At 61.5% G+C, this 12,655-nt stretch carries 13 protein-coding genes; 8 read left to right on the forward strand and 5 right to left on the reverse strand.

Going from position 1 to position 12,655, the window contains the following annotated elements; translation table 11 throughout:
• Window positions 1–69: 69 nt before the first annotated feature.
• Together earP and CKW24_RS11890 are read left to right on the forward strand one after the other, a co-directional pair.
• Complete coding sequence (gene earP, locus CKW24_RS11885) at window positions 70–1,203, forward strand: elongation factor P maturation arginine rhamnosyltransferase EarP (protein ID WP_095168109.1); 1,134 nt, start codon at window positions 70–72, stop codon at window positions 1,201–1,203.
• Between the two features lie 48 nt (window positions 1,204–1,251).
• Window positions 1,252–1,821 (forward strand): elongation factor P, encoded by a 570-nt coding sequence (locus CKW24_RS11890; RefSeq protein WP_002554550.1) that lies wholly within the window; start codon window positions 1,252–1,254, stop codon window positions 1,819–1,821.
• A 71-nt stretch (window positions 1,822–1,892) separates the two neighbouring features.
• Here the strand turns inward: CKW24_RS11890 and CKW24_RS11895 are convergent, their stop codons facing one another.
• Entirely contained in the window at window positions 1,893–2,849 is a 957-nt protein-coding gene (locus CKW24_RS11895; protein ID WP_095168111.1) for a LysR family transcriptional regulator, read from the reverse strand.
• A 107-nt stretch (window positions 2,850–2,956) separates the two neighbouring features.
• Between CKW24_RS11895 and CKW24_RS11900 the strand changes: the two genes are divergently transcribed.
• Window positions 2,957–3,706: a sulfite exporter TauE/SafE family protein gene (locus CKW24_RS11900; protein WP_095168112.1), complete on the forward strand. Its 750-nt coding sequence runs from the start codon at window positions 2,957–2,959 to the stop codon at window positions 3,704–3,706.
• Here CKW24_RS11900 and CKW24_RS11905 read toward each other — a convergent pair.
• Window positions 3,696–4,550, reverse strand: coding sequence for a LysR substrate-binding domain-containing protein (locus tag CKW24_RS11905; protein ID WP_177440625.1), 855 nt, complete (start codon window positions 4,548–4,550; stop codon window positions 3,696–3,698). The genes CKW24_RS11900 and CKW24_RS11905 overlap by 11 nt on opposite strands.
• Window positions 4,551–4,647: 97 nt before the next feature.
• On the opposite strand from CKW24_RS11905, the gene CKW24_RS11910 reads away from it, so the two are divergent.
• From CKW24_RS11910 to CKW24_RS11920, 3 genes are all read left to right on the forward strand, one after another.
• Window positions 4,648–4,872 carry a DUF1127 domain-containing protein gene (locus tag CKW24_RS11910; RefSeq protein ID WP_095168115.1) on the forward strand — a complete coding sequence of 75 codons (225 nt, stop codon included), beginning with the start codon at window positions 4,648–4,650 and terminating at the stop codon, window positions 4,870–4,872.
• A 203-nt stretch (window positions 4,873–5,075) separates the two neighbouring features.
• Window positions 5,076–5,273: a DUF1127 domain-containing protein gene (locus CKW24_RS11915; protein ID WP_095168265.1), complete on the forward strand. Its 198-nt coding sequence runs from the start codon at window positions 5,076–5,078 to the stop codon at window positions 5,271–5,273.
• Between the two features lie 65 nt (window positions 5,274–5,338).
• A complete protein-coding gene (locus CKW24_RS11920; RefSeq protein WP_095168267.1) occupies window positions 5,339–6,559 on the forward strand; it encodes a winged helix-turn-helix domain-containing protein in 1,221 nt (406 codons plus the stop codon).
• Between the two features lie 6 nt (window positions 6,560–6,565).
• Here CKW24_RS11920 and CKW24_RS11925 read toward each other — a convergent pair whose 3' ends face one another.
• On the reverse strand, window positions 6,566–7,912 hold the full coding sequence (locus tag CKW24_RS11925; RefSeq protein WP_095168117.1) for a class II 3-deoxy-7-phosphoheptulonate synthase: 1,347 nt from the start codon (window positions 7,910–7,912) through the stop codon (window positions 6,566–6,568).
• A gap of 156 nt (window positions 7,913–8,068) precedes the next feature.
• Between CKW24_RS11925 and CKW24_RS11930 the strand changes: the two genes are divergently transcribed.
• Window positions 8,069–8,824 carry a spermidine synthase gene (locus tag CKW24_RS11930; RefSeq protein WP_095168119.1) on the forward strand — a complete coding sequence of 252 codons (756 nt, stop codon included), beginning with the start codon at window positions 8,069–8,071 and terminating at the stop codon, window positions 8,822–8,824.
• A 15-nt stretch (window positions 8,825–8,839) separates the two neighbouring features.
• On the opposite strand, the gene CKW24_RS11935 is transcribed toward CKW24_RS11930, so the two are convergent.
• Window positions 8,840–9,631, reverse strand: a complete 792-nt coding sequence (locus CKW24_RS11935; RefSeq protein ID WP_095168121.1) for a crotonase/enoyl-CoA hydratase family protein — start codon at window positions 9,629–9,631, stop codon at window positions 8,840–8,842.
• A 421-nt stretch (window positions 9,632–10,052) separates the two neighbouring features.
• Here CKW24_RS11935 and CKW24_RS11945 point away from each other — a divergent pair, with 421 nt between their 5' ends.
• Window positions 10,053–11,726: a DEAD/DEAH box helicase gene (locus CKW24_RS11945; RefSeq protein WP_095168122.1), complete on the forward strand. Its 1,674-nt coding sequence runs from the start codon at window positions 10,053–10,055 to the stop codon at window positions 11,724–11,726.
• A gap of 90 nt (window positions 11,727–11,816) precedes the next feature.
• On the opposite strand, the gene CKW24_RS11950 is transcribed toward CKW24_RS11945, so the two are convergent.
• On the reverse strand, window positions 11,817–12,584 hold the full coding sequence (locus tag CKW24_RS11950) for a class III extradiol ring-cleavage dioxygenase (protein WP_095168124.1): 768 nt from the start codon (window positions 12,582–12,584) through the stop codon (window positions 11,817–11,819).
• Window positions 12,585–12,655: the final 71 nt, after the last annotated feature.

Genomic DNA, 12,655 nt, shown 5'->3' on the forward strand with positions numbered 1-12,655 from the left:
TCGCCGTCGGCCCTTCTGCGCGCAACGATTTATGCGGACAATCAAAGTCTTTGCCCCACGGAGCCCGGCATGAAAGTCGACTGGGATATTTTCTGTACGGTCGTCGACAACTACGGTGACATCGGCGTGACCTGGCGCCTGGCCCGCCAACTGGTGGCCGAGCATCCCTGCGCGGTGCGCTTGTGGGTCGATGACCTGCGGGCATTCGAGCGCCTGTGTCCGGAGCTCGATGTCAATGCGCGCCAGCAATGGCAGCAGGGCGTGGACGTGCGTCACTGGTCGGCGGACTGGCAAGCGACGGACGCTGCCGATGTGGTGGTTGCGGCCTTCGCCTGTCAGTTACCGCATGCCTACATGGAGGCGATGGCAGCCCGCGAGCACACTCCGCTGTGGCTGAACCTCGACTATTTGAGTGCCGAAGACTGGATCGTTGGCTGCCACGGCCTGCCCTCGGTGAAGTTCCAGCATGTGCAGAAATACTTTTTTTTCCCCGGGTTCCAGCCGGGCACGGGCGGTCTGCTGCGCGAACGGGAGTTGCTGGCACGGCGCGAGCAGTTTCAAGCCCACCCGGTTGCGCAGCGTGAGTTCCTGCAAGGCCTGGGGGTAGAGCGCGCCGCGGGAGCGCGCCTGATATCCCTGTTTGCCTACGAGAATGCCGGGCTGGCCGATTGGCTGGACGTGATGGCGAACGCTGCACAGGCCACCCATCTGCTGGTGCCGCAGGGGCGAGTCCTCGGGGATGTGGCACGCTGGCTAGGGCAGCCGGGACTGGCAGTCGGCGCAGTGCAGCAACGGGGAGCCCTGACCGTGCAGGTGTTGCCGTTTGTCCGTCAGGACCAGTACGACCTGCTGCTGTGGTGCTGCGATTTCAACGCGGTGCGTGGCGAGGACTCGTTCGTCCGTGCGCAATGGGCCGCTCGTCCGATGCTGTGGCATATCTACCAGCAGGAGGAAGAGGCCCACCTGGATAAGCTCAAAGCCTTTTTGAGCCTCTACACCAAAGCCCTGTCGCCGGCTGCACGCGCGGCGCTAGAGGGGTTGTGGCGGGCCTGGAATAACGGCGAGGGCATGGCCCCGGCCTGGATCAGCGCCGAGGCGCACTGGCCGGAGCTGCAAAATCACGCCCGCTCATGGTGTCTGGAACAGTCGTTGCAGGCCGATCTTGCCTCAGCGCTGGTGCAGTTTTACCTAAATTGGATATGATACGCGGCCTAGATTTTTGTAAATCCCATCCAAATTCGGATATTCGCAATGAAAACTGGTAAAGAACTGAAACCCGGTACGGTGATCCGTCTCGAAAACGACCCTTGGCTGGTTCAGAAAGCTGAATTCACCAAGTCCGGTCGTAACAGCGCGATCATGAAGACCAAGCTGAAAAACCTGCTGACCGGTTACAAGACCGAGATCGTTTACAGCGCCGACGACAAACTGGACGACGTGATCCTCGACCGCAAAGAAGCGACCCTGTCCTTCATCAGCGGCGACACCTACACGTTCATGGACACCACTGACTACACCATGTACGAGCTGAACGCCGAAGACATCGAAAGCGTTCTGCCATTCGTTGAAGAAGGCATGACCGACGTCTGCGAAGCCGTGTTCTTCGAAGACCGTCTGGTATCCGTAGAGCTGCCGACCACTATCGTGCGTCAGGTTGACTACACCGAAGGTTCCGCTCGCGGTGACACTTCCGGCAAGGTGATGAAGCCTGCCAAACTGAAGAACGGTACCGAGCTGTCGGTTGCTGACTTCATCGAAATCGGCGACATGATCGAGATCGATACCCGCGAAGGCGGTTCTTACAAAGGCCGTGCTAAATAAGCGCAGTCCTTGTAGGCAAAAAACCCGACCTTGTGTCGGGTTTTTTTTGCCTTGCGCCAGATGATTGTCCGCTAGAGCCGGCTGAAGTCACGCTGCAGGGCCAGGTCCCATGGCGGGATCGGGCTGAAGCGGCTCTTGAGGTATTCCAGCAACAGCCGTGTGCGGGAACTGGCCTGCTGCTCCAGGCGCAGGGCATAGATGCCGGTGTTCTCCGGCTTGGGCAAGCCCGCGTCGCAAAACAACGGTAGCAACTCGCCGCGCAGCAGGTATTCGCTGCACAACCAGGTCGGCAGGTGCGCGATACCCAGGCCGGCGAGGGCGCCGTAGAGCAGCGCTTCGGCATTGTTGGCGCTCAGGCGGATGCGTTGCGGGCGATGCAAGTGCTGTTGGCCGTTGTGCTCGAAGCGCCAGGCGAAGGGCGGCGCCAGGCCATCCCAATCGAGGCCGTCATGAGTGCTCAACTCCTCGGGCCGCTGGGGTACGCCGCGCCGCTTGAGGTACGCGGGGCTGGCGCAGGCAATGCGCACCATGCTCGCCAGGGGTGTGGCCACCATGCGGGTGTCGGCCATTTGCCCGGCGCGCAGCACCAGGTCGACCTTGCCCAGGTTCAAGCCCTGCATGTCGACGAAGCTGTCGATCAAATGCAATTGCACGTCGAGCCCCGGATAGACCTGTAGAAAGTCGGCAATCACCGGTGCCAGATGGCGTCGACCGAAGGCCGCAGGCGCATCGACCCGAATCAGGCCCTCCGGCGCGTTGCTCAGGGAAGCGGCTTCGGCCCGGGCCAGGCGCAATTCACTGACTATCCGTCGGGCTCGTTCGGCAAACGCCAACCCCGCGGGCGTGGCGCGAACGGCATGGGTGGTGCGCACGAACAGCTGGCTGCCCAAGGCATGCTCCAGGCTGTCGATACGCCTGGCGACGGCCGAGGGGGTCAGTGGATGGCGGCGGGCGGCCGCGGAAAAACTGCCGGTTTCCACTACGTCGAGGAATAACCCCAGTTGGTCGGTGAGCGCGTTGGGATTCATCAGGATCGGCCTATGCGGATTTGGCACAGCCATTGTGCGTTGCTGTGCGTTTCCCCGCTAGAAGCTACTGCGTAGGATGCACAGCCTGGTGTGCGGAGAAATGAATTGTGATTGAGTTGGCGATGTATCTGGTACTGGGCGCTGCCCTGGGGACTGTCGGCGGATTGTTCGGAATCGGCGGCGGATTGATCGCGATCCCGGTGCTGGGCGTATTGTTCGGCCTGGATCAGCAGATTGCCCAGGGCACGGCGCTGGTGATGGTGGTGCCCAATGTGATGCTGGCGCTCTGGCGTTACCACCAGCGCAATCGCATCGAGTTGCGGCACGCCCTGCCGCTTGCGTCGATGGGTTTTTGTTTCGCCTGGCTTGGCTCGATCTGGGCGGTGGGGATTGATGCCCAGGTCATGCGCATCGGTTTTGTGGCCTTTCTGGTGGCGCTGTCGAGCTACAACCTGCTGCGCATGTTCATGGCGACCGCCAAGCCCAGCGCGCAGATGCGCTATCCATGGCCCTGGCTGGGCGTCCTGGGAGCAGCCTCGGGGGCCATGGGCGGGTTGTTCGGTGTGGGCGGGGCCGTGGTGGCGACGCCGGTGCTCACCAGTCTGTTCGGCACCACTCAAGTGGTGGCCCAGGGCCTGTCGCTGGCGCTGGCCTTGCCCAGCACCGGCGTGACCCTGGTCACCTATGCGCTGCATCAGCAGGTGAACTGGAGCATTGCGCTGCCCATGGCGGCGGGCGGGTTGTTGAGCATCAGTTGGGGAGTGAAGATCGCCCACGCCATGCCGGAGCGCTTGCTGCGCGGGTTGTTCTGCGCCTTCCTGGTGCTGTGTGCGGTGATGCTCGCCTTTAAAGTTTGAAGCCTTCGACAATGTGCTCGGCCAGACACTCGGTGATGGGCGAGGGGTTATGCAGGTTGCGCAGCAGCATGATGCTGGCCTCGGGCAACTGCGGCAGACCTTCCGCCTCGCCGAGGATGCGCATGTCCTGGGTGATCAGGCTTTCCAGTTGGGCGGTTACGGCCAGCCCGGCACTGACCACCGCCATGATCGCCGACAGACTTGAGCTGTTATAGGCGATGCGGTACTCGCGCTCGCTGGCGTCCAGGGCGTTACAGGCCCAGCGCCGGCAAAAACAGTCACTGTTGAACATTGCCAGCGGCAGCGGCACTTGCTCGTTGGGGTTGAAGCACAGCGCCTGGGCCCAGACAAAACGTTCCTTGCGCAGCAGTTGGCCGATCTCGTTACCAGGTTCGCGGGTGACGATCGACAGGTCCAGGTCCTGGCGTTGCAGCAACTGCTCGGAGGAGTCGCAATGCACTTCGATCTGGATCAACGGATAGGCCTGGGCGAAGCGCGACAGGATGCCCGGCAGGAAGCGCATGACATAGTCGTCGGGCGTGCCGATCTTGACCATGCCGACCATGTGCGGTTCTCGCAGGGTGTTGAACACTTCACTGTGCAGCTTGAGGATCCGCCGGGCGTAACCCAGCAACACCTGACCCTCGGCAGTCAGCTTCACCTGGCGGCCGTCGCGCCGGAACAGTTGGCGTTGCAGCACGTCCTCTTCAAGACGCTTCATCTGCATGCTGACCGCCGATTGCGTGCGGTTGACCAACTCACCAGCACGGGTGAAACCGCCCTGGTCGGCAATGGCGACGAACGTGCGCAGGACTTCGGTATCAATGCTGGGGTAGGCGCTCAACTCATCAATCTCCGAGATGTGTTGCATAAGAAACATTCGTTGGATTGATCTTAGTCCTGGCGCGAGACTTGAGCCATCCACAACGGAGGGCAAGACGATGAAAGGTCAAAAAGGTTATGTGCAGTTAAACCATTTCTCACTCCATGGCTTCTCCCATCATCTACTGGAAAAACTCGTGCGCTGGTTTCAGTTGCATCGTGAGCGCTCAGTGCTGGCCAGCCTCAGCGATGACGCGCTGAAAGACATTGGTCTGAGTCGGGCCGACATCCAGCAGGAAGCGCAGCGGCATTTCTGGGAAGACCCAATGGGCAAGGGCAAGTAAGCGGCCAGGTCGATTGAAATCTTCTGTCACTCCCCCGTGGTCCGGTGCAAACGCCCGGGCCATGGGGCTGTATCGAGCTGGAAACAGGTGGTCACCGACATTCACTGGTTGGTTTGCCGAACCGGTAGCAGACTTCGACCTCACTTTTTGGGAGCACTGTCATGGAACGACGGTACACGGTAGTGAGGGTAGGGCGCGGCGCCATGGAAGCAACGCTGGACAGGTCGGTCCGGCATTTGTCCAGGGCGCTCGCGAAACTGGGGCGGTGGCGCCAGTTGAGTAAGGACCGTGCAGAGCTTGCACGGATGAGCGATGACCGGTTGCGGGACATCGGGCTGAGTCGGGCAGATGTGGTCAGGGAGTCAGCGCGCCCGTTCTGGGATGATCCGCTGAAGCGTTGAGCCTGCCATTGGCGTTTGGTGAGCCTGGTATTAAGGTGGAGGAAACCTTCACCAAGGATGGTTACATGACCGGCTCCCTGTGTTTTTCCCTCAAGCAAGCCAGGCGCCTGGCACTGACGGCCCAAGGGTTCTCTGGGCGTCAGTCGCCAGCACCGGTCAAGTCGAGCCAGCTCAATCGGTTGATCGAACGTCTGGGTGTGCTGCAGATCGATTCGGTCAACGCGCTAGTGCGCTCGCATTATCTGCCCTTGTTCTCGCGCCTTGGAGACTACTCCTCCGGGCTACTTGATCAGGCCGCCTGGGCTCAAGGGCGGCGGCGCACCTTGTTCGAATACTGGGGGCATGAGGCCTCATTGTTGCCGTTGTCGATGTATCCGTTGCTGCGCTGGCGGATGCAACGGGCCGCGCAAGGCGAGGGCATCTATCAGCAATTGGCGCGTTTCGGGCGGGAACAGCAGGACACCATCCGCCGGGTCCTGGCCTCGGTCGAGGAGCTCGGTGCGTTGGGGGCTGGGAGTTTGTCGACACGCCAGGAGCGAGCAGGGCCCTGGTGGGACTGGAGTGCGGAAAAACACGCGTTGGAGTGGTTGTTCGCTGCCGGAGAGGTCACGGTGGCGGGGCGGCGCGGTTTTGAGCGGCTCTACGATCTGCCGGAACGGGTGATTCCCGCGTCCGTGCTCAGTGTTGCTCTGCCAAGCGAGGCAGATGCGCAACGAGGACTGCTCCTGCACGCCGCCGCTGCACTGGGTGTGGCGACTGAGACGGACTTGCGCGACTATTTTCGCCTGGAGCTGGCGCAGTGTCGCAGCGCGTTGGCGGCACTGGTGGAGGATGGCGCGTTGCAGGCTTGCGAAGTGCAGGGCTGGAAGCAACGGGCGTACTGTTTGCCCGAGCCGAAAGTCCCACGCCGGGTCAGTGCCAGTGCATTGCTCTCGCCCTTTGATTCGTTGATCTGGGAACGCAGCCGGACCGAGCGCCTGTTCGACTTCCGATACCGCCTGGAAATCTATACGCCACCCGCCAAGCGGGTGTATGGCTATTACGTGTTGCCGTTTCTGCACCACGAGCGGATCGCTGCGCGGGTCGATCTGCGGGCTGAGCGGGCGTTGGGGCGGCTGGCGGTGCACGCGGTGCACGAAGAGCAACCGGGTCTCGATGAGGCGGGCATGCAGGCGTTGGCGGACAATTTGCGCAAGATGGCCAACTGGTTGGGCCTGGCGCAGATTCAACTCAATTGCCCCCGCGCCAGTGCGGCGCGGTTGCGGGTGGCGTTGGCCGGGGGGTAGCCCGCCTTAGCGGCGAACCTGCTTCAGGGTTTCAGCGATCAGGAACGCCAGCTCCAGCGACTGATCGGCATTCATCCGTGGATCGCAGTGGGTATGGTAGCGGTCCGACAAGCCGTCCTCGGTGATCGGACGTGCGCCGCCAATGCACTCGGTGACGTTCTGACCGGTCATCTCGATGTGAATACCGCCAGCGTAAGTGCCTTCGGCCTGGTGAACCTGGAAGAACTGCTTCACCTCACCGAGGATCTGCGCGAAATCCCGGGTCTTGTAGCCGCTGCTGGCCTTGATGGTATTGCCGTGCATCGGGTCGCTGCTCCAGAGCACCTTTTTGCCTTCACGTTCCACGGCACGAATCAGCTGCGGCAGGTGATCGCCGACCTTGTTCGCGCCCATGCGGGCAATCAGGTTCAGGCGGCCTGGGTCGTTGTTCGGGTTGAGCGCGTCGATCAGACGAATCAGCTCATCGGTGTTCATGGTCGGGCCGACCTTGACCCCGATCGGGTTGTTGACCCCGCGCAGGAACTCGACGTGAGCGCCGTCGAGCTGGCGAGTGCGGTCGCCGATCCACAACATGTGGGCGGAGCAGTCGTAATAGTCGTTGGTCAGGCTGTCGCGCCGCACGAAAGCTTCTTCGTAATTGAGCAGCAGGGCTTCGTGGGCGGTGAAGAAGCTGGTCTCGCGCAATTGCGGTGACGAGTCCATACCGCAGGCGCGCATGAAGGCCAGGGTTTCATCGATACGGTTGGCCAGGTGGCTGTACTTTTCTGCCAAAGCCGAGTTGGCGATGAAGTCCAGGTTCCACTTGTGCACCTGGTGCAGGTCGGCAAAACCGCCCTGGGCGAAGGCGCGCAACAGGTTCAGGGTGGCTGTGGACTGATGGTATGACTGCAGCAGGCGGTCCGGGTCCGGCACCCGGCTTTTTTCGTCGAAGCCGATGCCGTTGACGATGTCACCCCGATAGGCCGGCAGGGTCACGCCATCGATGGTTTCGTCGTTGGCCGAGCGCGGCTTGGCGAACTGCCCTGCCATCCGGCCGACCTTGACCACTGGACAGCCGGCGGCAAAGGTCATGACGATGGCCATTTGCAGCAGCACTTTGAAGGTGTCGCGAATCTTCGCCGCCGAAAACTCGGCAAAGCTCTCCGCGCAATCGCCGCCTTGCAGCAGAAACGCACGCCCTTCGGTGACCTCGGCAAACTGACGGCGCAACTCCCGGGCCTCACCGGCAAACACCAGGGGCGGATAACTGGCCAGGCTTTGCTCGACGGCATGCAGGTGCGCCGCGTCCGGGTAGTGGGGTTGTTGCTGGATCGGCAAGGCGCGCCAGCTGTCAGGGCTCCAGGGTTGGCTCATCACGGTCTCTAGTGTTTACGCACGGGACCTCATGTTATCAGCAATTAGTACGTGACCTGCTGGCGATGCTTGGCCGACAATCGCGCCTTTGCCGCCTAACGCGGAACGAATGATAACGTTGTCTGGTGACTGGCCGGGCAACGACCAGGAGACGAAATGACTGAGGAGCGCGTCGAGCATCTGCTCGCCGAAGTGCACGATGAGTTCGGCATGATCCGGGTGCTGGAAGTGGCGGATTACCGCTTCCTCGAATTTGGCGACGCCATCGAGCAGAGCTGCGTGTTCACCGCCGACCCGAGCTGGCTGGAGTATGACTACACTCGCGCCATGCTGATTGGCGCGCTGTGCCACGAGCAGCCGGACAGCGCGCTGTTCCTCGGGCTGGGTGCCGGTACCTTGACCCAAGCCTGCCTGAAGTTCCTGCCGCTGGAAGACGTAGAAGCCATTGAACTGCGCCCGGACGTACCGCGCCTGGCCATCGAGTATCTGGGCCTGGACGATGACCCGCGTCTGTACATCCGTATCGGCGATGCGCTCGATCTGCTGGAAACCGCCGAGCCTGCGGATTTGATCTTCGTCGACCTCTACACCGATGTCGGGCCGGGTGTCGGGCATCTGGCGTGGAATTTCCTGGAAAACTGCCAGAAACGCCTGAATCCGGGCGGTTGGCTGGTGATCAACCAATGGGCGACCGATGATGGCAAGCCATTGGGTGCGGCATTGCTGCGCGGGCTTTATCACCGCCATTACTGGGAGCTGCCGGTGAAGGAGGGCAATGTGATCCTGATCGTGCCAGCGGAGCTCGACCAGGAGCTGGACGTGCACGGGTTGAGCGCCCGCGCCGAAGCCCTGGCCCCGCGCCTGGGTTACTCGTTGCAGAACCTGATCAAGGCCATTCGCCCAGCCACCTGATGGAGCGCCAGGGGGTTAACATCCTTTGAAAATGGCCGGGCGCTTCTCGATCAATGATCGCACGCCTTCCTTGGCGTCCTCGCTGTTCAACAGCTCCTTGGCCAACGCCGGCAAACTCGCTGCCGCTGCGGCTTCACCCTCGAGGTGGGCCTGGCGCGCCGACTGTAATGTCGCCTGAACCCCCAGCGGTGCCTGTCGGGCGATGCGTTCAGCCAGTTCAATGGCGCGTGGCAACAGGTCCTCGCTGGCCATGACCTCCTGCACCAGTCCCAGGCGCAACGCTTCGTGGGCGTCGAACTCGTCACCGGTCAACAACCAGCGCATGGCATTGCCCCAGCCCGACAGTCGAGGCAGGCGCAAGGTGGCGCCGCCGAAGGGAAAGATCCCGCGCTGGACCTCCATCTGTGCAAAGCGGGTGTTGCTGGCGCACAGGTTGATGTCCGCCGCCAGCATCAACTCGATACCGATGGTCAGGCAATACCCGTGGGCGGCTACAATCACCGGCTTGCTGACCCTGGGTCCGACGAATACTCCCCACGGATCGCAGCCGCCAGTCGGAACCTGCCAACCCTTGGCCAGTGCGCCGCTCGCACTCACCAGATCGAGGCCGGCGGTAAAGTGCTCGCCATGGGCAAACACCACGGCAACCCGGGCCTCTGAGTCGGCCTCGAACTCGCCATAGGCCAGGCTCAAGGCGTTCAGCAGATCGAGGTCGAATGCGTTGCGCTTGGCGACCCGATCCAGCCCGATCAACAGCACATGCCCCTGTCGTTCTCGGCTGACACGACTCTTATCCGGTTGATTCATGGAGTAAATCCTCGGAGGGAAAGGAGGCATCGGACCAAAGGTCCCGGCCCGCAAGATGAACCGTTTAAGCGCCATGACCAGCAGGGCCGGGCCTTTGAAAAATAGACTGTCGCGCGAATATCCGCAAAAGCTGTGACAGTCCTGCGTTCACAGGCTTTTTTCGATAAAAAAAGCTCCCTTTTTCAGCTAATTCCGGTATAGTGCGCGCCGGCCTTTAGCCGGGCCGCGTTTAGGTAGAGCAATTCCCCGAAGTCAGCTTCGGCTGCACGTCCGCACTGCGGACTCTTCCTTGACGATTCTTTTCATTCATTCGTTTTCGCAAATCCCCGCCGACAAAGCTGCCAGGGCGACTCTTGAGTCTCAACACGGCACGCGCAGCTTTGGAGCATGGGTCTTTGCGGATGCACTTAGAGGCAGACCCATGACCCAGGAAACCGGCGGCTTCGCCGCTTTTAATCTTAATCCGAATATTCTGGCAGCCGTCATCGCGACCGGCTACGAAGAGCCTTCGGCTATTCAGCAGCAATCGATCCCGATCATCATGGCCGGCCAAGACATGATTGGCCAGGCGCAAACCGGTACCGGTAAAACCGCCGCGTTCGCCCTGCCTATCCTGCACTGCATCGATCCTGCCAAGCGCGAGCCGCAAGCCCTGATCCTGGCGCCAACCCGAGAGTTGGCGCTGCAAGTTGCAACTGCTTTTGAAACCTACGCCAAGCAAATGCCAGGCGTAACTGTTGTGGCTGTCTACGGCGGCGCGCCGATGGGCCCACAATTGAAAGCAATCCGTAATGGCGCACAGATTGTTGTCGCCACCCCGGGCCGTCTGTGCGACCACCTGCGTCGCGACGAGAAAGTCCTGTCGACCGTGAACCACCTGGTTCTCGACGAAGCTGACGAAATGCTCAAGCTGGGCTTCATGGATGACCTGGAAGTTATCTTCAAGGCATTGCCAGCTACCCGTCAGACCGTATTGTTCTCGGCTACCTTGCCGCAGTCGATCCGTGCCATTGCCGAGCGCCACCTGCGCGATCCGCAACACGTGAAGATCCAGACCAAGACCCAGACCGTTACCGCGATCGAACAGGCTCACCTGTTGGTTCACGCTGACCAGAAGACCTCGGCTGTATTGAGCCTGCTGGAAGTGGAAGATTTCGACGCCCTGATCATGTTCGTGCGCACCAAGCAAGCGACCCTGGACCTGGCCAGCGCCCTGGAAGCCAAAGGCTACAAAGCCGCTGCGCTGAACGGCGACATTGCCCAGAACCAACGTGAACGCGTGATCGACTCCCTCAAGGATGGCCGTCTGGACATCGTTGTGGCGACCGACGTTGCTGCTCGTGGCCTGGACGTTCCGCGCATCACTCACGTGTTCAACGTTGACATGCCGTACGATCCGGAATCCTACGTTCACCGTATCGGCCGTACCGGCCGTGCGGGTCGCGAAGGTCGTGCACTGCTGCTGGTGACTCCTCGTGAGCGCCGCATGCTGCAAGTGATCGAGCGTGTAACCGGGCAGAAAGTTGCTGAAGTTCGCCTGCCGGACGCCCAGGCAGTTCTCGATGCGCGCATCAAGAAACTGACCAACAGCCTGGCGCCGCTGGTTGCCGATGCCGAATCGACCCACGGTGATCTGCTTGATCGCCTGACCGCCGATATCGGTTGCAGCCCACGTGCCCTGGCCGCAGCCCTGCTGCGCAAGGCTACCAACGGTCAAGCGCTGACCCTGGCCGCGATCGAGAAGGAGCGTCCACTGGTGCCGAACAATGCACCACGTGGCGACCGTCCAGAGCGTACTGGTGATCGTCCGGACCGTGGTGATCGTGAGCGTCGTGCACCGATCCCGCTGGCCGAAGGTCGTGCTCGTTGCCGTACCGCGCTGGGTGCGCGTGACGGTATCGCTGCCAAGAACCTGTTGGGCGCCATCCTTAACGAGGGTGGCCTGGCTCGCGAAGCAATCGGTCGCATCCAGGTGCGTGACAGCTTCTCGCTGGTAGAGCTGCCGGAAGATGGTCTGGAGAAACTGCTGACCAAGCTGAAGGATACTCGTGTTGCCGGTAAGCAGCTGAAACTGCGTCGCTACCGCGAAGATTAATCCGCCCTTGGGCTGATTGATCTACGATAAAAAATCCCCGACTGGTTCGGGGATTTTTTTTGCCTGCTGTTTGCTTTCCAGGTTCAGTGGTCAGCCAAAACGATAGATGTCCATGCCCAGTGCGCCCAGGGTAAAACCTGTGTGCGCCACGCTGAACTCGCCGCCGGCACCGCGGGCAAAATACAGCGGCAACAAGTGCTCGTCACTCGGGTGACTGCGCACCGCGTTGGGCGCCTGTTGGCGGTAATCATGCAGCGCCGCTTCATCGTCGGCCGCCAGCTTGTCGATCATCCAGTCACGGAACTCACGGGCCCAGGGTTCGATGCTCTCCGGGCCGGCATGCCAGTCCAACTCTCGCAGGTTGTGGGTGATGCTGCCGGAGCCGATCAACAGCACGCCTTGTTGGCGCAGGTTGGCCAGCGCATGGCCGATCCGAGTCTGCAGTGCCGGGCCGGCGTGGCTTGGCAGTGACACCTGCACCACGGGGATGTCGGCCTGCGGATACATCAGCGACAACGGCACCCAGACCCCATGATCGAACGGGCGTTGCCCGTCCAGTTGTGCCGGCAGGCCGTCAGTCTTGAGCAGTTCGGCGACCTGTGCCGCCAACTCTGGCTGGCCGGGTGCGGGGTATTGCACGGCGAAGAGGGCGGCAGGAAAGCCACCAAAGTCGTGCCAGGTTTCTGGCTGGGTGCCGCTACTGACCCGCAGGTCCCGACTTTCCCAGTGCGCGGAGACAATCACGATGGCCTTGGGGGTTGGCAGCTCGCTGGCCAGGCGCGCCAGTGCCGGCCCGCTGGCGCCTGGTTCCAGTGCCAGCATCGGTGAGCCGTGGGAGATAAACAGGCTGGGGAACATGGAGGAGGTCCTGAGCGGTAAGATGACTACATCTTCAGTCAGATCATTGATCTAAATCTAATATAAGTTTT

Source organism: Pseudomonas sp. Irchel 3H3, from assembly GCF_900187635.1.
Taxonomy (GTDB): domain Bacteria; phylum Pseudomonadota; class Gammaproteobacteria; order Pseudomonadales; family Pseudomonadaceae; genus Aquipseudomonas.

Bases quoted from the DNA above. Each gene is read 5' to 3' on its own strand.
- CKW24_RS11890 (WP_002554550.1), top strand. From the start codon at position 1,252: ATGAAAACTGGTAAAGAACTGAAACCCGGTACGGTGATCCGTCTCGAA.
- CKW24_RS11945 (WP_095168122.1), top strand. From the start codon at position 10,053: ATGACCCAGGAAACCGGCGGCTTCGCCGCTTTTAATCTTAATCCGAAT.
- CKW24_RS11935 (WP_095168121.1), bottom strand. From the start codon at position 9,631: ATGAATCAACCGGATAAGAGTCGTGTCAGCCGAGAACGACAGGGGCAT.
- CKW24_RS11895 (WP_095168111.1), bottom strand. From the start codon at position 2,849: ATGAATCCCAACGCGCTCACCGACCAACTGGGGTTATTCCTCGACGTA.
- CKW24_RS11910 (WP_095168115.1), top strand. From the start codon at position 4,648: ATGAAAGGTCAAAAAGGTTATGTGCAGTTAAACCATTTCTCACTCCAT.
- CKW24_RS11930 (WP_095168119.1), top strand. From the start codon at position 8,069: ATGACTGAGGAGCGCGTCGAGCATCTGCTCGCCGAAGTGCACGATGAG.
- CKW24_RS11925 (WP_095168117.1), bottom strand. From the start codon at position 7,912: ATGAGCCAACCCTGGAGCCCTGACAGCTGGCGCGCCTTGCCGATCCAG.
- CKW24_RS11920 (WP_095168267.1), top strand. From the start codon at position 5,339: ATGACCGGCTCCCTGTGTTTTTCCCTCAAGCAAGCCAGGCGCCTGGCA.
- CKW24_RS11950 (WP_095168124.1), bottom strand. From the start codon at position 12,584: ATGTTCCCCAGCCTGTTTATCTCCCACGGCTCACCGATGCTGGCACTG.
- earP (WP_095168109.1), top strand. From the start codon at position 70: ATGAAAGTCGACTGGGATATTTTCTGTACGGTCGTCGACAACTACGGT.
- CKW24_RS11915 (WP_095168265.1), top strand. From the start codon at position 5,076: ATGGAAGCAACGCTGGACAGGTCGGTCCGGCATTTGTCCAGGGCGCTC.